17 protein-coding genes and 1 pseudogene are annotated in these 18027 nt (G+C 58.2%); 6 read left to right on the top strand and 12 right to left on the bottom strand.

The annotated features are described in order from the left end of the window. Positions 1 to 242 precede the first annotated feature (242 nt). Both F4X57_02400 and F4X57_02395 read left to right on the top strand, forming a co-directional pair. Positions 243 to 440 (top strand): hypothetical protein, encoded by a 198-nt coding sequence (locus F4X57_02400; GenBank protein ID MYC06019.1) that lies wholly within the window; start codon positions 243 to 245, stop codon positions 438 to 440. 10 nt (positions 441 to 450) lie between these two features. Continuing rightward, positions 451 to 1071, top strand: a complete 621-nt coding sequence (locus F4X57_02395) for a hypothetical protein (protein ID MYC06018.1) — start codon at positions 451 to 453, stop codon at positions 1069 to 1071. 227 nt (positions 1072 to 1298) lie between these two features. Here the strand turns inward: F4X57_02395 and F4X57_02390 are convergent, their stop codons facing one another. The 7 genes and pseudogenes from F4X57_02390 to F4X57_02360 all read right to left on the bottom strand — a co-directional run bounded on the left by F4X57_02390 (position 1299) and on the right by F4X57_02360 (position 8052). Beyond that, entirely contained in the window at positions 1299 to 3086 is a 1788-nt protein-coding gene (locus F4X57_02390) for an SLC13 family permease (protein ID MYC06017.1), read from the bottom strand. Between the two features lie 173 nt (positions 3087 to 3259). Next, positions 3260 to 3568, bottom strand: coding sequence for a DUF167 domain-containing protein (locus F4X57_02385; GenBank protein ID MYC06016.1), 309 nt, complete (start codon positions 3566 to 3568; stop codon positions 3260 to 3262). 135 nt (positions 3569 to 3703) lie between these two features. Next, positions 3704 to 4386, bottom strand: a pseudogene (locus tag F4X57_02380) (NYN domain-containing protein). A 134-nt stretch (positions 4387 to 4520) separates the two neighbouring features. After that, on the bottom strand, positions 4521 to 5819 hold the full coding sequence (locus tag F4X57_02375) for a homoserine dehydrogenase (protein MYC06015.1): 1299 nt from the start codon (positions 5817 to 5819) through the stop codon (positions 4521 to 4523). Positions 5820 to 5949: 130 nt separating this feature from the next. Next, positions 5950 to 6510, bottom strand: coding sequence for a Uma2 family endonuclease (locus F4X57_02370; GenBank protein ID MYC06014.1), 561 nt, complete (start codon positions 6508 to 6510; stop codon positions 5950 to 5952). A 22-nt stretch (positions 6511 to 6532) separates the two neighbouring features. After that, positions 6533 to 7327, bottom strand: a complete 795-nt coding sequence (gene thiD / locus F4X57_02365) for a bifunctional hydroxymethylpyrimidine kinase/phosphomethylpyrimidine kinase (protein ID MYC06013.1) — start codon at positions 7325 to 7327, stop codon at positions 6533 to 6535. A gap of 56 nt (positions 7328 to 7383) precedes the next feature. Further along, positions 7384 to 8052: a hypothetical protein gene (locus F4X57_02360; GenBank protein ID MYC06012.1), complete on the bottom strand. Its 669-nt coding sequence runs from the start codon at positions 8050 to 8052 to the stop codon at positions 7384 to 7386. A gap of 385 nt (positions 8053 to 8437) precedes the next feature. Here F4X57_02360 and F4X57_02355 point away from each other — a divergent pair, with 385 nt between their 5' ends. The 3 genes from F4X57_02355 to F4X57_02345 all read left to right on the top strand — a co-directional run bounded on the left by F4X57_02355 (position 8438) and on the right by F4X57_02345 (position 12200). Further along, positions 8438 to 9988: a mycofactocin system GMC family oxidoreductase MftG gene (locus tag F4X57_02355; protein ID MYC06011.1), complete on the top strand. Its 1551-nt coding sequence runs from the start codon at positions 8438 to 8440 to the stop codon at positions 9986 to 9988. A gap of 65 nt (positions 9989 to 10053) precedes the next feature. Next, a complete protein-coding gene (gene mftG / locus F4X57_02350) occupies positions 10054 to 11604 on the top strand; it encodes a mycofactocin system GMC family oxidoreductase MftG (GenBank protein MYC06010.1) in 1551 nt (516 codons plus the stop codon). A 92-nt stretch (positions 11605 to 11696) separates the two neighbouring features. After that, complete coding sequence (locus tag F4X57_02345; GenBank protein MYC06009.1) at positions 11697 to 12200, top strand: GNAT family N-acetyltransferase; 504 nt, start codon at positions 11697 to 11699, stop codon at positions 12198 to 12200. Positions 12201 to 12256: 56 nt separating this feature from the next. Here F4X57_02345 and F4X57_02340 read toward each other — a convergent pair whose 3' ends face one another. Together F4X57_02340 and F4X57_02335 are read right to left on the bottom strand one after the other, a co-directional pair. After that, positions 12257 to 13015, bottom strand: a complete 759-nt coding sequence (locus tag F4X57_02340) for a DUF2437 domain-containing protein (protein ID MYC06008.1) — start codon at positions 13013 to 13015, stop codon at positions 12257 to 12259. Positions 13016 to 13100: 85 nt separating this feature from the next. Further along, on the bottom strand, positions 13101 to 13976 hold the full coding sequence (locus F4X57_02335; GenBank protein MYC06007.1) for a class I SAM-dependent methyltransferase: 876 nt from the start codon (positions 13974 to 13976) through the stop codon (positions 13101 to 13103). A 201-nt stretch (positions 13977 to 14177) separates the two neighbouring features. Between F4X57_02335 and F4X57_02330 the strand changes: the two genes are divergently transcribed. Next, positions 14178 to 14942, top strand: a complete 765-nt coding sequence (locus F4X57_02330; GenBank protein ID MYC06006.1) for a dienelactone hydrolase family protein — start codon at positions 14178 to 14180, stop codon at positions 14940 to 14942. 77 nt (positions 14943 to 15019) lie between these two features. Here F4X57_02330 and F4X57_02325 read toward each other — a convergent pair whose 3' ends face one another. The 3 genes from F4X57_02325 to F4X57_02315 form a co-directional block, all read right to left on the bottom strand. Further along, positions 15020 to 15451: a hypothetical protein gene (locus F4X57_02325; protein ID MYC06005.1), complete on the bottom strand. Its 432-nt coding sequence runs from the start codon at positions 15449 to 15451 to the stop codon at positions 15020 to 15022. A gap of 123 nt (positions 15452 to 15574) precedes the next feature. Further along, the gene (locus F4X57_02320; GenBank protein MYC06004.1) at positions 15575 to 16000 is read right to left on the bottom strand and encodes a hypothetical protein; all 426 of its coding nucleotides are present in this window, start codon (positions 15998 to 16000) and stop codon (positions 15575 to 15577) included. 292 nt (positions 16001 to 16292) lie between these two features. Next, positions 16293 to 17933, bottom strand: coding sequence for a thiamine pyrophosphate-requiring protein (locus tag F4X57_02315; protein MYC06003.1), 1641 nt, complete (start codon positions 17931 to 17933; stop codon positions 16293 to 16295). Between the last annotated feature and the right edge of the window lie 94 nt (positions 17934 to 18027).

Below are 18027 nucleotides of genomic sequence, written 5' to 3'. Positions count from 1 at the left end.
GACGGCACGGAGAATAACGACGACTGCTACAGAGAACAGCGCCTAGTGCCGGCTGCGGATGAATAAGAGTTCGGCGATATATGTTGTCAAGTCGTAGCGTCGGATTCTACTGCTTCAGACTACAGCATCACCTTCGGTAGAGGGCTTATGGCCACAAGAAAAATGCTGCATTCAATCGGGAGTAGCCCCTGCTTATGCTATAATCCCATTAAACCAGCGCATCATCGAAACGGAGGTTGCCAATGACAGCCGAACGAGACAGGTTCGCCTCTGGAGGCAGAAAGCCGCGAACCAAAGAAGAAATAGAAAAATTGCTCCAGTCGCCGCAGTTCCACTCCAAAATGATGGACGGCTTCGCTCAAATCGAGCGTGGCGAGTATGTGAGCTACCCAATTGATGAAATCAGGCGGAGACTGCGGAGACTGCGTCTTGACGAGTGAGCGCATACCTATGACCACAATCAACACTATGCAAGACTTCACCCGCCTATTGCGTGAGCATCCGGAGTGGCGCGACGAACTGCGGCGCGAACTGCTGATCGATGAATTGCTTGAACTGCGGCAGGTGCTCGCTCGATTCATAGAAGCCGCCAATCGGCGCTTCAGCAATATAGAAGAAGATGTAGCGCAAATTCGCGCAGACATGGGCGAAGTAAAAGGCGGCCACGCCCGAACCGCTGCGATCAGGCGCGCTTATAGTATCGCCAGAAGCGTCGGTCTCAGCGAACCCAGAATCCTCACCGACGAAGACATCTGGAACATCACCGATGCCGCAGACACCAGTGTCATCGCCGGTAACGACTTGGCCAGCTTCCGCCTAGCCGACCTAATCATAGAGGGACAGAACGATGAGGGCATGATCTGCCATGTTGCAGTGGAGATTTCTTATACCCTCGCCGGCAACGGCACGCGGCGCGCCATCCGCAACGCCCAGTATCTCAGGGACTTCACCCAGAACCCCGCCTACGCCGTTGTCGCCGGAATGCGCACCAACAATCGCGCGCAGAACGACATCGATTCGGGCGAAGCATCTTGGTTCAGGCTCAGGACAAGAGACCTCGCGGCAGAATAGCCTTCCTATCCCTCCCCTACCCAATACTCCTCTTCGTGCTCGCAACCTCCCCGCCCAGCCGCTCATCCACCTCCAGCGCAGCCCGCATCGACCACGCCAGGCTCTTGAACAGCGCCTCCGCTGAACAAAACGGGCTTAAAGTCCCATTAGAGAAGTCACACCGTACCTTCCACCCTGGTAGTCAAGTTCACCGTGGGGTGGTAATAGACGGCATTGTCTTATGCCACTCATACTCCCAATGGCCACACCAGCACTATCAGCGGAGTGGCTACGGATACTATTATGATGTCCAGTGGCAAGCCCATTCGCCAGTAGTCGCCGAATCGGTAGCCGCCGGGGCCCATCACTATCGTGTTCGACTGATGGCCAATCGGCGATAGGAACGCGGACGACCCGCCTATCGCCACTGCCATCAGGAACGGGTCCGCCGCCGCTCCTATTGCCGCCGCCACGCCCAAGCCCACGGGCGCCATAAGGATTACCGCCGTCGCGTTGTTTATCCAATCCGACAGCAGCATCGTGATGACCAGTATCAACATCACCATGCTCCACGCCGGCAGCGAGTCGCCCAATTCCGTTACCAGCGCGGCGATTCGCAGCGCGCCGCCCGTCGTCTCCAGAGCCTCGCCCACGGGGATCATTGCGCCGAGCAGGATGATGATTGGCCAGTTGACCGCCTGATACGCCGTCTGCAGCGACAAGAAGCGGCTCACCAACAGCACGACGACCGCGCCGGGCAGCGATATGTGTATCGGCAATACGCCGAATATGGTCAGCAGCAGCGCGCAGACGAACACGCTCACCGGCACTATCAGGCGGCGTGGCGGCTGTCCGACTTGCAGGTCTCGTTGCGCGAGCGGCAGTACGCCGAGACTTGGCAGCGCGTTCTGTACCGATTCTGTCTTGCCCTGCAACAGCAGCACATCGCCGACTTGCAGCACGACTTGGCTGAGCCTCGATACGCGCCGAGTGCCCCTGCGCGACACGCCGAGCAGGTTGACGCCGAACTGCGCGTGCATGTGCATGCTGCGCGCCGTGTTACCATCCGCTAGCCCGTTGCGCATCACCACCGCCTCGAGCAGCGTTACATCGTCCGCCTCGACGGACTGCTCCACATCGGACCGCAGATCGCGAAACATTTCCAGCGCGAACCCGGTATCGAGCATGAAAGCGTTCAGGTCTTCCGGCGCAATCTCTATGATGAACACATCGCCCACATCGATAATCTGGTATGCCGACGGCGCGCCGTATGCCGTTCCTCTGTGTATCACACCGACTATCACCACATCCTCGCCGGCGAGCTCTTCTAGGTCGCGCACGAGTCTGCCCGCGAATCGCGAGTTCTGCGTTACACGCACCTCCACCATATATCCCGAGATGTCTATGGCGTCCGACAGGCTACTTTGCGGCCGCCGAGACGGTATGAGCCGCCATCCGACAAGCGCGATGAATATGACACCAGCGACTGCGACTGCTGCGCCGACGGGCGTAAAGTCGAACATTCCGAACGCTTCGCCAACTGCTTCGTGGCGGAATGTGGCGATGATGATGTTCGGCGGCGTGCCGACCAACGTTGTCAAACCGCCCAGCAGCGACGCGAACGACAGCGGCATCAGGTAGGGTGAGTATGGACGTCGCGCGGTGTTCGCCGCCCGAGCCGCGAGTGGCATCAGCAGGCTGAGCGCGCCCACGTTGTTCATGAACGCGGACAGCACGGCGACCAACCCGGACAGCGACGCAATCTGCACGGTCAGTCGCTGCCCGACGTGCGCGAACCATCGCTCCAAGACATCGATGACGCCGGAGCTTTCGAGCGTCTTGCTGAGCACCAGCACCGCGCCGACGGTTATGACCGCCGGATGCCCGAATCCATGAAATGCGTCCGCTGCCGGCACAATCCGCACAATCGTGAGTATCAGCAGCGCACTAAGCGCCACAATGTCATAGCGCACCTTGCCCGTAATAAACAGCACAAGCGCCGCCAGCAGCACACCGAATACAACGAATTCATCCATATCGAGCTACATTCTACCACCCCAATTAGATAACGCCGTAACGGAAATTAACATCGATGGACAGGATACGCAGGATATGAGCTCCTGCCCCTTGAGGGGTAAGGTTAGGATGCGGGGCGAACTCCGACAGCAATTCCAGATTCCATTGTCATGCCGTACATCCCCGCCTGCCGTCATTCCGAAGCAAAGCGAGGGATATTGTCGCGTGACTTGCGCCCGCGTGCGAGTGGGCGCTTCGAGAAGAGGGCGTGCTGGTCGAGGAGGAGGCGGCTTGCGCCTGCGCGGGAGTGGGCGCTGCATTTGGGAATGCGCAGCTGCCTTGCCAGCAGCGCAATAACGGCGGCATGCGCCTTGCCGGATTCGGGCGGCGCCGTTATCCGCACGATTATCCGCGCAGATGCGCCCTCGTCATCAACTTCGATTGCATCACGGCTCGCGCGGCTGAACGCGGATTTGCAGTTCCATATCGCCGAACTTGTCAGATCGCAGTTGAACCAACCGTCGTTATTCCCCACGCAGGCGGCGCAGTTCGGCTTCCGGTTGCGATACGCGGGCTTCGGCAGCGTCGGCGCGGGCTTCGGATTGGGCTGCCTTGTCGGTCTTGTCGCCTAGGAATCTCACGTGGTTCGGCTGCCAGGATTGTAGAAGCCACTCCGCAATCCATCGATGTGTTCCAGCAGGTCATTAGAGACCTTTTGCCAAAGCGGGTCCAAGATGAATATGACACCTTCTCGGCGCGCCAATTTTGCCGCAGGCACAAAATCGCTGTCACCAGATACGAGTATGATCGTGTCGGCTTGTTGTTTCAGGGTAATAGATGCGATATCTAGCCCTATCCGCATGTCCACACCCTTCTGATGCAAATCAGGTATGAAATCCTCATCACTAAGCCCCGACGTATCTATGTCTCCACGCAAAAGACGCTTTTGTGCTGATGGTTTCAAAGTCCATGAACTTTTGCTCGGCTTTCTAACTTCTCCCAATCTAAGCGCAAAGTTAGATTGCTCGCGCAGAGCATCGAAGAGCCCATTTCTGATGTAGCGAAGTTAATGGGACGTCTGGTTATGGGTTTTTGTCCTTTGTTACTGTACGGAAGGGCATCATAGTAAAAGCACCGATAGAGAAGACTGTAAAAGTTAGTAGCATGATGAATGTTGTTTAGTTGACTCAGGTGGTTACGGACTAACTGCCTGATAGCCCCCGCAACTTCAATAGGATCCGTGTCATCTATATCTGAGCGTACTGACGGCAGCCGCTTTAGAAAGTATCCACCATCTATCAGAATTGCCACTTTAGCCATAGAAACCTCACAGGGCAAACAAAAAGCCCCAGGGGATCGGCTCACTCAAGATCACCGGATATTCCGGGAGTGTAGCGTACTGCCAAGGGGCGAATGTATATATAGTATATATCGCGCTCAACACTCTGTCAATTTCAATCCCATTCTTCGACGCGGATTAGGCTGCCGATTTCGTTCACCACTTCGAGTTTGCCGATGGCTTTCAGCGCGGTCTGCACCGATTTCTCCTTGGCGCGATGCGTCATAAGCACGATTTCCGCGCGCCTTGCCGCGTCGTCGGTCTCCTTTTGAATGGCAGACGCAATACTGATGTCGAGGTCGCCCAGCACCTTGAGGATTTGCGCGAATACGCCGGGCCGTTCTTCGACATTCAGCCGCATGTAGTACTTCGTCTCAAGCGCGCTAATCGGAGAGATGCGCACATCGGCGTTCAGCATAGGCAGCGGCGGCGCATCGACACCGCGGACTACGTTGCGCGCGATATGCACCACATCTGCGAGTACGGCGCTCGTCGTGGGCATGTCGCCGGCGCCGCGTCCGTGGAACAGCACGCGCCCGGCGAGATCCGTCTGCACTTCGATAGCGTTCAGCACGCCGTCAACCTTAGCGAGCATCACATCTTCCGGCACCATCGCCGGATGCACGCGCACATTCACCGCGCCGTTCGCCTTGTCCGCGATGGCGAGCAGCTTTATCGCATAGCCGAGTTCGCGCGCGTATCGGAAGTCCTGCGCTGTCAGGTGCGTTATGCCTTCGCTGTAAACATCGGCATCGCTGACACTCGCGCGGAATGCGAGCGTAGATAGTATCGCCAGCTTGTATGCCGCGTCGATGCCTTCAATGTCGTTCGTCGGGTCTGATTCTGCGTAGCCCAACGCTTGCGCGTCCGCAAGCGCGACCGCGAAGTCCTGCCCTTCCTGCGCCATCTTCGTCAGTATATAGTTCGTCGTACCGTTGATGATGCCGTTGACGCTGACTATTTCGTTCGCCACGAGGTCGCGCAGCAGCGGTGCGATGATAGGCGTACCGCCTGCGACGCTCGCCTCGAACAGCACCTGCACGCCTTGTTCGCGCGCCTGCGTCAGGATGTCCGCGCCGTGCTTCGCCATCACTTCCTTGTTGGCGGTAACCACATGCTTGCCGAGCGATATGCTTTTGAGGATGTAGTCGAGCGCGGGCTGCTCGCCGCCCATAACCTCCACGACGATGTTGACCATCGGGTGTTCGATAATATCGTCAGCGCGGGTGGTGAGCGAGTCTGCGGGTAGATTCGCTGCGCGCGGCTTGGTCATATCGCGAACCAGTGCGCCATGCAACATCGGAGGCGCGCCGATCATTTTCGCCAGCTCGTCGCTCTTGCCGCCAATAACTTGCGCCACGCCGCCCCCGACCACGCCCATGCCCAGCAGCCCAATGCCTACGGAGTTTTCCATCTTTATTCCTTGTGTGTTTTGTCAGTGCGTCAGTCTATCAGTATGTCAGTGCGTCAGTTAGTAGGTTTTCAGAAGGTTAGGACGAGGGGTGAAAAGCGCCGTTGCACTCCCTATGTGCACACGCGGCACATCAATCCAATAAGATTTCCGTCAGCGGCATGCGCCATCCCGGCACCACATCGCCACCGTCCAGCGTATCGTCAATCGTCAGGCTGACGACATCAGTGGGCGAGCGGTGCACCCTCACCGTATTGTTGCGCGGGTTGACCACGATTACCATGCGCGTGCCGGCGGCAAGCCAATCGGCGACCTTCTCATCGACTTCGGTGTAGCGGTCGTGCGGAGAAATGACTTCGACTGCCAAGTCCGGCGCTTCTGGCCAATATCCTGTCTGCTTGCCGATAACTTCGATGCGCTCGCGCCGCACGAAGGCGACATCGGGCGCGCGCACATGGTCGGGGTCGCGTTGCAGAATGAATCCTGGGTCGTTAGTGAAAGTCTTACCTAGACTATTCACTTTGACATACGGGTTCAAACTACCGTCTATGTCAGACGAAATCCAACTGTGTTCCCCACCTTCCGGTGCCATCTTTCGCAGTTCTCCTCTGACGAGTTCGTAGCGATAGCCGTCGTCCGGCATAGCGAACAGTTCGTCTGCCGTCATTATGAGCCGCTCTGTGGTTGTTGTCATGTCAGACCTCACCTCGGGCTTATCAGTTCGCGCCACCAAGCATGTAGAAGTGGTTCAGGGGCCCGTGTCCCTCGCCGATGGGCACGGCAGCGCGCATCGCGTTCGTAACATACGCCTTGCCGTTTGCCACTGCGGTCGGCAGGTCCTGACCATTCGCCAAGTTCGACGCAATGGTCGATGCCAGAGTGCAGCCCGTGCCGTGATTGCTCGTGGTGTCGATGCGCTCCTCCGTGAACTCGGTGAAGCCGCTCCCATCGTACAGCACATCGGTAGCCGGACCTTCGATGTGCCCCCCCTTGACGAGCACTGCGCTCGCACCCATCGTCTCGGCGATTTGGCGTGCTGCGACGCGCATGTCGTCCGGCGTGTTGATTGCGAGTCCGGTCAGCACCGTTGCCTCACGCGTATTCGGCGTAACCAGCGTGGCGAGAGGCAGCAACAGGTCGCGTATCGCGTCCACTGCGTCATCCGCGAACAGGCGCGAGCCAGTGCTGCTGACCATCACCGGGTCGATGACGACCGGGCTGAGCGAATGCGCCGCGATGCACTCGGCGACCGTATCCACGATGGCGGCGTTGGCGAGCATGCCCGTCTTCACCGCGTCCGCGCCGATGTCGCTCACGATGGCATCTATCTGGCTCGCCACGAACTCCGGTGGCAACGCCAGCACATCGGAGACTCGCAGCGTGTTTTGCGCCGTAACCGCCGTGATTGCGGATGTGCCGTAAACGCCGTTGGCGGCGAACGCCTTTAGGTCGGCTTGTATGCCAGCACCGCCGCCGGAGTCGCTGCCCGCAATCGTCATTACTTTTTTCATGAGTTACTCACATAACTTATATCGATGAACTGGATGCGATTTAGATGTAGGATGGATTAGTCCCAGTTGTCGCCGTGATATGCGGCTTGCCAGAAGCGGTATTCGTAGCGGAGCGTAGTGCGGAAGACGCGCGCTATCTCGTCGCGTCTGCTGTTGTCCGCGCCGTCAATGCCTGCATTGTCGATACGCTCGCGGAGGAAATCGACCAGTTCGCCCAGAACTTCCGGTCCGTGTATGTCGATCCACTCCGCGTATATCTTCGGCGATTCCGGACGCTTGCCGGCTTCCAGCAGACGCACCGCCCAGTCGAGATACAAGCCTTCCGTAACGTATAGGATAGTCAGGATGTCGATAAAGTCGCCCTGCAGTGCAGTGCGCGCGATGAAATCGCCGAATGCCTGCGTGGTAGGCGTTGCGCTCGCCGCGGAGTATTCGGCTTCACTTGCACCAAGCTCGGCGAACGCGCGCTGAAACAGGTCGTTCTCGGGACCAAGCGCCGCGAGGAATTTCACAAGCGGCGCGCCGTCTTCGATGGTTGGCGCCTTCGCCGCGCCCAGCGCAATCGTCTGCACGAGGTCACGCACGAACACATAGTCCTGCAGAAAGTAGCGGCGAAACTTCTCCGTCGGCAGTGTGCCTTCGCCCATCTCGATTACGAACGGGTGCGTCGCGGCGCGCTCCCAAAGATCAGCATTTTCGCTTTGTAACTCCCTTGTCAGGGACATTGGCAAACCTCAAGTATGAATTCATGAATTGTGAGCCGGAATGGCGTCTGCTGACTATTCTACCGCATATACGCCCGATTTACCCAGACGACTTTAGATTTTCCGCTCTGCTCGGAATGTCAGCCCAGACGGTTAACCAACAGGCATTCACGAAATCATGGCAAATTACTGCACATTCTTGACGCTCGCGCCAGCCGCATATATTATCGCCCGCAATATGCACTATTCGCATGCGTTGAGGGATGGGCAGGCCCGTTAGGGACAGAATGAGATTGGTATGGGGCGATTCATCCCCATCCTAACCTTCCGCCATCAATGGGGCATGGACTGACACGCCAATCAACAAACTGACCGACTGATTGATAAACCAAATGGAGGGACTGCCATGAAATACGATGTTATCGTCATAGGCGCGGGTTCTGGCGGAGGCGTTGTTGCCTCCAGGCTTTCTGAAGACCCGGATCGTTCCGTGCTGCTGCTGGAGGCGGGTCCGGACTACCCAGACTTGGATACGCTGCCTGAAGAGCTGAAGTTCGGCTATGCCACCGGGACAGACATAATGGTGAGCGACGACCACAACTGGCAGTTTATCGGCAAGGGCAACGATGTCGCCGAGCCGATGCTAGTGCCGCGTGGCAAGGTTACCGGCGGCACAAGCGCCATCAACGGGCAGGTGTTTCTGCGCGGGCTGACACACGACTTCGACGACTGGGCAGCCAAGGGCAACGACGACTGGAAACTCGAGAATGTGATGCCGTTCTTCCGCAAGCTGGAGACCGACACCGACTTCTCAGACGACTTCCACGGCACGGAGGGGCCAATCATCTGCCACCGCTTCAAACGCGAGACATGGCATCCTTCGCAGAGCGGGTTCTACAATGCCTGTCGGGATTTGGGTTTCCAGCATGTTGATGACATGAACGCGCCGGACGCGCACGGCGTTGGAGCGATTCCCTGCAACAACCCAGACGGCATACGCTGGAGCACCAGCGTCGGCTACCTGAGCCAGGCGCGCCACCGCCTGAACCTGACCATCAGGGGGAATTGCATGGCGCACCGGCTGCTGTTCGACGGCAAGCGTGTTACCGGCGTGGATGTGGAGAGCGGGGGCGAGCGTTTCATCGCGGAAGCCGATCAAATCGTGCTGAGCAGTGGCACAATCGCCAACCCGCAACTGCTGATGCTGTCCGGCGTAGGTCCTGCCGACCACCTGCAAGAAATGGGCATACCCGTCGTGCATGACCTGCCCGGCGTGGGGCGCAACTTCAGCGATCATCCGCTGATATTCATCGACGCGAGCGTGCAAGACCACATCCCACTGGACGGTCTCGCGCCGCGCATTCAGGTCGGGCTGCGCTACACCGCGACCGGCTCGGAGCTTGCCAACGACATGATGATGTGGATGCAGTCGTTCGCGTCCGAGCGCATCAACCGCGGTGGCAACCGCATGGAGGCGACGGGCATACGCATCACAGGCTCGATATACCTCGCCAAGAGCAAGGGCAGAATTACGCTCACATCGCTCGATCCCCATGTACAGCCGTTCCTTGACTACCACCTGCTGGAAGACCCTGAGGACAGGCGGCGTCTGCGCGAAGTCGTGCGCCTAGCGGTGGATGTCTTCGCGCATTCCGACTTATCCTCGGTGGTGAAGGAGCGATACAGCCCGACCGACGCTGACTTAGAATCCGACGACGCGCTGGATGCATGGATGCTGCGAGAGGTCACGACCGGGCAGCATCTGACGACCACCTGCCGCATGGGCCCCGCCAGCGACCCGATGAACGTGGTTGACCAGTACGGCAGAGTGCACGGTATCGAAGGCTTGCGCGTAGCCGACGCCTCCGTAATGCCCGACACGGTGCGCGCCAACACAAACGTAACCACAATGATGATCGGCGAGCGGATTGCGGACTATATTCGGCGGGAGATGTAGCGCTTACTCTCCTACCTTGCAAATTAAAATGAACCGACAGGATAAACACGATAGGAGGAAGTAATATGAAGTACGACATCATCGTTGTTGGCGCGGGGTCGGCGGGCGCTATCGTTGCATCGCGGCTGAGCGAGGATCCGAGCAAGTCGGTCCTGCTGTTGGAGGCGGGCCCCGACTACGCCGAGATTGAGCAACTGCCGGACGAGGTGCGCTATGGATATGCGACCGGCACGGATGTGATGGTGAGCGACCACAACTGGCAGTTCTGGGGGCAGCCGTCGGCGCGCGCGGAGCAGCCTATGATGGTGCCGCGCGGCAAGGTTACGGGCGGGTCGAGCGCAATCAACGGGCAGATGTTCCTGCGCGGCGTGCCGGAGGACTACGACGGCTGGGCTGCGATGGGCAACTCGGACTGGACTTTCGACAAGCTTATGCCGTACTTCCGCAAGCTGGAGACGGACACAGACTTCTCGGACGACTTCCACGGCACGGACGGTCCCATCATCGCGCGGCGGTTCAAGCAGGACGAGTGGCTGCCGGCGCAGAAGGCGTTCTACGACGCATGCAAAGCGGCAGGACATCCGGAAAGCCTTGACCTGAACAACCCTGACTCGACCGGCATCAGCCCTACGCCGTTCAACAATCCGCAGGGGATTCGCTGGAGTACGAATATCGGCTACCTGGGGATGTCGCGGCACCGGCTGAACCTGACTATTCGCGCGAACTGCGCCACGCAGCGCATCCTGTTCGAGGGCAAGCGCGCGGTTGGTGTGCAGGTGGAGTCCGGCGGTGAAACATTCGAGGTATTCGGCGACGAAATAGTGCTGAGCGCGGGCGCGATAGGCTCTCCGCAGATACTGATGCTGTCGGGCGTGGGTCCTGCCGCGCACCTAGCCGAGTTCGGCATTCCGCTGGTGCATGACCTACCGGGTGTGGGGCAGAATCTGCGCGACCATCCTATCGTCTGGATTACATGGAAGACGAAGGAAGGCTTCGAGCTAGACGGGCTTGCGCCGCGCAACCAGCTTGTGCTGCGCTACACGGCGGAGGGCAGCGACCTGCGGAACGATATGATTATGATATTCCAGTCGTTCGCAACTGAGCGGGTGGACCGAGGCGGTGCGCGCATGGAACCTCTGGGCATCCGTGCTATCGTCTCGATATACCTCGCCGCGAGCGCGGGCGATCTGAGGCTCACATCGCCCGACCCAAGTGTGCAGCCGTTCCTGAACTACAACTACTTCGCGGAGGAGTTCGACCGCATTCGGATGCGCGAGGGCATTCACCGCGCCATTGCGCTGGGCGAGCATGAGGCGTTTAAGGACATCATCGAAGAGCGCATAGAGCCATCGGACGCGGACCTCGCATCGGACGACGCGCTGGACGACTGGATGATGCGGGACGCGACGACAGGGCATCACATATCCTGCACATGCAAGATGGGGCCTGCGTCCGATCCGATGGCGGTGGTTGACCAGCACGGGAGCGTGCATGGGATGGAAGGCTTGCGCGTGGTGGACGCGTCGGTGATGCCGGACTGTATCCGCGCGAACACGAATGTCACGACGATGATGATAGGCGAGCGGATGGCGGATTTCATCGCGGAGAAGGCGTGATTAGTCTGTCGGTTAGTCTGTATTTCGGTATGTCAGTCAATAAGCCCCTTCCACTCTTATAGGGCTAAAGTCAGAACCTTGGGACCGATTAAATGGAAATTCGCCAAGTAAGACTTGAAGATGTTGATCGGTTGGCAGATTCGCTCAGCCCAGAAGTCAGCCGTACACAGGTTAAGAGAAGGTATGACGAAAGCGAGCTCGGATACAGGGAGATGCTCATAGCCGAACTCGAGGGGCAGATCGTCGGCACGGTCAGTACAGGTGGTCGAGGATTTCAGAGGACGGGCTCGTTGCGAATGTTCGCACTGGACGTGGGAAGTGCCTTCAGAAATCGTGGTGTGGGAACCGCCTTAATTGAGGCCGTCGAGTCAGCGGCCGTCCGACGGAATCTGTACGAAGTCAACCTAGAAGTATCCGTTGACAATGTCGATGCGATACGAATTTATGAACGTCTCGGATACAAGCGTCTTCCTGACCGAGTGACGGACACATGGAATGAATTGGATGACCTCGGAAACGGACAGACAGTTGAGGAGTCTGCCTGGATAATGATCAAGGAGTTCGGAGACACGGAGGGCATTGGAACAAGGGGTTAGCGGGATGGGGAGGATAAATGGTGTTTATCCTCCCCATCCATCCATTTATATTTAACTCAATCAATGTCCTTCACCACCGGGTTGCGGAGGATGCCGATACCTTCTATCTCGACCTCGACGGCATCGCCGACCTTGATTTCGTCCACGCCGGGGCAGCCGCTGGGGATTATGTCGCCGGGGTATAGCGTCATCACATCCGATACCCAGCTCACCAACTCGGCGACGCCCCAGAGCATGTCCGCGCTGCTGCCGTCCACTTGCGTCTGCCCGTTGACGCGGCATTGGATTCGCAGGTTGTCGCCGTCTATGCCGGTTGCGACTACAGGACCAAGCGGGCAGAAGGTGTCGAAGTGCTTCCAGCGCAGGCTCATGCCCGCGCCGATGTCGCTGTTCGTAAGCTCATTCGCGCTCACATCGTTGACGCAGGTGTATCCCAGCACATAGTCGAACGCGTCTTCCACGCTGACATGCCGCGCGCGCTTGCCGATGACAATTCCCACTTCCGCTTCGTGGATGATGCGCACGCCGATGCGCGGATAGATGATGGAGTCGTCCGGTCCGATGACAGTGCCGGGCTGCTTCATAAAGATGCCGGGACCATCGCGTCCAGCCTTATCGCCGTAGTTCGCTGCTATGGCGACTACCTTGTTCGCATGCGCGTCAATCGGCGCGAGCAGCCGCGCATCCGACAGCGCACACAACCGCTCGCCGGCGGACGGGTTGTCGTACAAGCCGCCATCCAACGCATACAAATCATCGCCCTCAGCGATGCCCCACTGTATCCTGTCGTTCCAAGAAAATCGCGCGATGTGCATTGGGTCGCCTCCTACGTGTTGGTTTAATCAGCCTGTGCATTGTACATCACGGAGAGAGTGTATCAAGCAATAGATTATAGCGAGCTCAGACGCGCGCCGGATTCCAAGAAACGATGGCGCTTCGACGCATTGCGGCGTTGCGAACGGACAAGCCTTCGGGAATGTCCACCAACAGTTCGTTGGCGGCTGCTTGTAAACGGTCGTCGGCTTCACTGCCTTCTTCAACGCTGAGGCGGCGGCGCAGGTGATCCAGCACACCTTCGCGGTCGGTGTCGAGAACGGCGTTCTCCGGCTCAACCATCGTTACATCGGGGTAGATTTCCAACGCCCATAGCAGTTCAAGGATTTTCGGCAGTCCGGGCAAGGGCGTCGGGGCGGCACCGTGCACTCGCTCGAAGAACGGCATCTCTGTCGCGCCAGGCGTCTCCATCATCTCCACAATCACCACGCGCTTCCTCGCGTGCTGCTGCATCTTGCGCACGAACGGCGCAGCGTCAAGCACATGGTGCAGCACTAGCGAGCACAGCACGACATCCGCCGCCGGCTCCGGCACATCCTCCCACGCCTCGTTGATGATAGTGATGTTTTCGATACCAAAGTCTGTCACGCGTTCGTTCAGCAGCTCGACCGAATCTTCTGATGGCTCGACTACCGTTACGTGCTTCGCACGCAGAGCCAAGGGAATCGCAAATCGCCCAGAGCCGCCACCAACATCCAGCACTTCGTAGTCCACGCTCACAAGGTCTAGGATACCGTTAAGCACCGCGTCGTCCGTGCGGCGCGGATCCAGCGGCTTGTGGATAAACGTAGCTCGCCTGTCGCCTCGCCCTTGCGCCTGTCCATGACCGCTATGCCCACCGTGTCCATGACCGCCTTCGCCACCGCGCAGCTCAGCCATAAATCGGTCCCACTCCTGCATCCGTTCGCGCCAAGCGTCAATAATCGCGTTTGCGTCACTCATAATAAATCACCTCAAAAATAATACAAAGTATCAATTATCTATAGCGCAAAAGAGTATATTACATCTCCAACCCACACATCATCCATACATCCCATCCTCCCCATCCTGTTAGTAAGTGGGCATTTGCGCCAAATCTTGCTAGGCATTAATATAAGGCACATTCGCACTAAGCTGAAATCAGACGGCAAAGGAGGCAAATCTATGCCGCATAACTATACGACAGACCAGTATGAAGGAATGATCGCGGAGACCATCACCATAAAGGGCGCGAATGGGGATGCCATCAACACCTACTTCGCGCGACCGCTGGGCGATGGTCCGTTCCCCGCGATGGTGCTTATTCACCACCTGCCGGGCTGGGACGAGCTGTACCGCGACTTCGCGCGCAAGTTCGCGCATCACGGCTATCTGGCAATCTCGCCGGACCTGTATCACCGCTTTGGGCATGGCACGCCGGACGATGTTGCGGCGCAGGCTCGCGCAGAAGGCGGCGCACCGGATGACCAGGTAGTCGCCGATATGTCCGCAGCCGCCGACTACATCCGCTCGCTGCCGTACTCAAACGGCAAGGTGGGCGTGTTCGGCACATGCTCGGGCGGGCGGCACGCCTTCCTGTGCGCCTGCCGCTCGACTTCGTTCGACGCTGCGGTCGAGTGCTGGGGCGGGCGCGTCGTGCAGGCGGAGGACGACAGGCCACCACAGCAGCCGGTCGCGCCGATAGACTACACCGCAGACCTGTCATGCCCGCTGCTGGGGCTGTTCGGCGCAGAGGACGCAAGCCCGACGCCTGAGCAGGTGGACCAGCACGAGGCAGCGCTGAAGGCCGCCGGCAAGGACTACGAGTTCCACATGTACGAGGGCGCGGGGCACGGCTTCTTCTACTATGACCGCGGCGCGTACCGGCAGGAGCAGGCAGTGGACGGGTGGAACAAGCTCTTCGACTTCATCGGCAAGCACCTGAGTTAACCGGGCTTGAGCTAACAACAGAATTGGACAGGGACAATTTAACGGAAGTGGTAGGCTTGTGCGGCTAACGCACAGGCCTACCACTCTATCTTTTGGCCGAACCAAGGCTCAAAGTTATACAGCGCGACCACTTTTTCGCACCATTCCTTCTGTTCATCCGGAGTTCCGCCGGCGAGCATCCACGCGATGCCTACATTGTATGCCGTGTAGTAAGCGTCGCCGCGCGTTCGGTCTGCGAGTTCCTCCCTGCTGATTTCTCTAACGAAACCTGCCTTGCGCGACAATACGCAAGCCCTAGCGAAATGGCCTACTTCCGGTTGCTGCTGACCTATATTTCGATATGCTTGCTTTATGTTGTCGGCAAGGATGTCGGACGAGTACCACTCATTGAGAGCATCGAAGTCCGTCATTAGTATGGACACGGATTCAGGTGCAGTCTGCTCGGATGTACAGGCGATCACCAGTACAACAAGTACAGTAACGAAAATCGCAGTGATGGATTTTAGCATCTCAGCAGCAGCCAGATATACAAATGAAAATTCCTCCAAGCATGCACACTCTGCTTGGAGGAACTCTCTTGTGAAGGGTGGTTATATTGCCTCGTTAGGTGTGCACTAACTCAGCGAGGCAATTTAGTTGTGCGGGTCGTATTCGCCAGACCAGTATTCGGCGGTCAGTTCCAGTACTTTGCGGAGAGCATGCTCGCACCTAGTCTCATGCTCACTCGCGATTTCATCCCACTGCCCGCTGCGGATGAGCGCGCGGCAAGTGTTGCGATTGTAATCGCCGTGCAGTACGCCGTTCAACGTATCGACCCACGCAGCCGCGGCGCTCTCTTGCATGTCCTCGAAGGCAGCCTCCACCGCAGCGGATATGTCGTCAGACTCAAAAGCCTCGTCAATTGCCCTTTCGACAACCTCTTCGGTGAACTCCACCCCCAAGTTTTTCAGATAGCGCTTATTTTTCCAAGCGCTATTCTCAATGCGCGATATTCGCGCATCCTCCAGATTCACCGCACGCAAAACTGCGCGCACTATCTTCCTTATCAGCTTGTCCATGTACTTACGCCTCCGCGTATAGAATAGTCGTTCTATAACGACCTCAATATCGCACATGAACATTTGTTCGTTATCAAGTATTTTAGATAGTCAGTTCTGCATTCAGGGGATTTACTCTCGCCAAGCTCTGGCTTCCCTTTATTTTAGGAGTGCATAAAACAGTAGGAATCTGTGGGCACACTCATAAATGAGATCACAGGAAACTAATGATAATGGAGCGAACGAGATTGCCGTAAAGCAATCCTCCATTCGCTCCATTCTTCTCGTCCTGTATATTCTGTTAGATTAGTTCCTAGCGCCAGTAGCGGGAGATGTTTTCTTCTTCCTTGGTCATCATTTCCAAGACGGCGGGGCGGTCTTCCTGCGTGGCTTCCAGCGCGCGCTTGATGGCGCCGTTCACCTCGTCGGGGTTATCCACGCGCTCTGCGTAGGCACCCAAGCCCTCAGCGACCTTTGCGTACTCGCCGCCAAGCCTGTTGCTGCCCCAGTGCTCCGTCGCATGCGGGAAGTGGTCGTAGTAGTGCGTCATCACGCCGTTGTTCAGGATGATCGTGAGCGTACCGATGTTGGAGCGGGCGGCGGTCTCGATATCCAAGCCTGCCATGCCGAACGCAGCGTCGCCCATAATGTTTATCACCGTCTTGTCGGGCGCTGCCATCTTCGCGCCGAGCGCCAAGCCCAAGCCATAGCCAAGCTGCGTTGATTTGCCCCAGCCAAGGTAGCCGCGCGGTGTGGTTACGGGCCAGAACGGCACAATCTGTTCGCGCGGGTAGCCGGAGTCGTGGGTTACGATGGTGTTGGCGATGTCAACATTCGCCATCATCTCATTGAAGACGCGGTACGGGCTGATGGGTACCTCGTCCGACACGAAGTTCGGCCCCCACTCTGCCATGTACTCGTCGCGAATCTTCTTGATTTCGTCGCGGACGCCGTTCACATCTCCGCGACCTTCCGCACCGACCTGACTCTTCACCTCTTCGATCATCTGCCGCAGCACAACCTTGGCATCGCCGACCGCGCCGTAGTCCGCGCGGTAGTCCTTGTTGATGTCCTCCGCGCAGTTCGTGATGTGCGCGAGCGTAACGCCGGAAGGCATCGGTGCGTTGAAGTTGGATATGGTGAAGCTAGTGCCGATGCCGGCAACGAGGTCTGCATTTTCGAGGAAGCGCGCGCACATCAGCGTGCCGGACGACGCGCCTGTGCCGAGCGAGAGAGGATGCGTCTCCGGGAATGCGCTCTTGCCCGCGAGCGTGGTCATCACGGGGATGTTCGTAAGTTCGGCAAACTCGATGAGCTCGGGCGTGGCTTCGGCGTACAGCACACCCTGCCCGACATTGATGACCGGCGCGCTTGCGTTGAGCAGCGCCGTTACCACATCGCGCACATCTTCGGGGGACGCGCCCGACTTGTGTACTTCGACCGGCTTGTAATTCAATTCGCCGGGGAACTCTGCGGCGGCGACATCGCCAGGGAACTCCAGCAGTACAGGACCGAGCCTACCGTGCTTGAGGTGCGTCATCGCGCGCCCGACCATCTCGGGTATGCGTTCCGGCATGTTGATGATCGCCGCCCACTTGGTGATGCCCTGATAGTTGGGCACGGACTCGAAGTTGGGATGTACCCCTTGCCGTGGAGCGGGATTGCCGCCCGGAATGGCTAGGAACGGCACGGAGTCGGCGAAGCCCTGCGCCACGCCGCCGAACGCGTTCTCGGCGCCGGGTCCGGTCTGCATCGTGAAGACGCCAATCTTGTTGCCATTGTGGACGCGGCTGAATCCGTCCGCCATATTAACCCCCGCGCGCTCCTGCCTGCACAGGATGGGGCGTATGCCCTCACGCGAGCATGCGTCGATTAGGGGCTGCGCCGGGAAGCAGGATAGCCATTCCACGCCTTCCGCTTTCAGTATTTTTGCCATCGCTTCGTAGCCGTTCAATGTATGTCTCCTTCGGATATGGGTTGATATGGTAAGGATAGGGAATTATACGGAAAGGTTGACAAGTCAAGCCGCCACTGGTAGATTGGGTATG

The organism is Chloroflexota bacterium (genome assembly GCA_009840355.1).
In the GTDB taxonomy this organism is placed as follows: Bacteria; Chloroflexota; Dehalococcoidia; order Lucifugimonadales; family JADFKI01; genus Bin90.
Note: the sequence above shows the minus strand (reverse complement) of the source record. Positions and strands in the feature narration are given on the sequence as shown.

Bases quoted from the DNA above. Each gene is read 5' to 3' on its own strand.
- F4X57_02400 (MYC06019.1), top strand. From the start codon at position 243: ATGACAGCCGAACGAGACAGGTTCGCCTCTGGAGGCAGAAAGCCGCGA.
- F4X57_02395 (MYC06018.1), top strand. From the start codon at position 451: ATGACCACAATCAACACTATGCAAGACTTCACCCGCCTATTGCGTGAG.
- F4X57_02390 (MYC06017.1), bottom strand. From the start codon at position 3,086: ATGGATGAATTCGTTGTATTCGGTGTGCTGCTGGCGGCGCTTGTGCTG.
- F4X57_02375 (MYC06015.1), bottom strand. From the start codon at position 5,819: ATGGAAAACTCCGTAGGCATTGGGCTGCTGGGCATGGGCGTGGTCGGG.
- F4X57_02370 (MYC06014.1), bottom strand. From the start codon at position 6,510: ATGACAACAACCACAGAGCGGCTCATAATGACGGCAGACGAACTGTTC.
- thiD (MYC06013.1), bottom strand. From the start codon at position 7,327: ATGAAAAAAGTAATGACGATTGCGGGCAGCGACTCCGGCGGCGGTGCT.
- F4X57_02360 (MYC06012.1), bottom strand. From the start codon at position 8,052: ATGTCCCTGACAAGGGAGTTACAAAGCGAAAATGCTGATCTTTGGGAG.
- F4X57_02355 (MYC06011.1), top strand. From the start codon at position 8,438: ATGAAATACGATGTTATCGTCATAGGCGCGGGTTCTGGCGGAGGCGTT.
- mftG (MYC06010.1), top strand. From the start codon at position 10,054: ATGAAGTACGACATCATCGTTGTTGGCGCGGGGTCGGCGGGCGCTATC.
- F4X57_02345 (MYC06009.1), top strand. From the start codon at position 11,697: ATGGAAATTCGCCAAGTAAGACTTGAAGATGTTGATCGGTTGGCAGAT.
- F4X57_02340 (MYC06008.1), bottom strand. From the start codon at position 13,015: ATGCACATCGCGCGATTTTCTTGGAACGACAGGATACAGTGGGGCATC.
- F4X57_02335 (MYC06007.1), bottom strand. From the start codon at position 13,976: ATGAGTGACGCAAACGCGATTATTGACGCTTGGCGCGAACGGATGCAG.
- F4X57_02330 (MYC06006.1), top strand. From the start codon at position 14,178: ATGCCGCATAACTATACGACAGACCAGTATGAAGGAATGATCGCGGAG.
- F4X57_02325 (MYC06005.1), bottom strand. From the start codon at position 15,451: ATGCTAAAATCCATCACTGCGATTTTCGTTACTGTACTTGTTGTACTG.
- F4X57_02320 (MYC06004.1), bottom strand. From the start codon at position 16,000: ATGGACAAGCTGATAAGGAAGATAGTGCGCGCAGTTTTGCGTGCGGTG.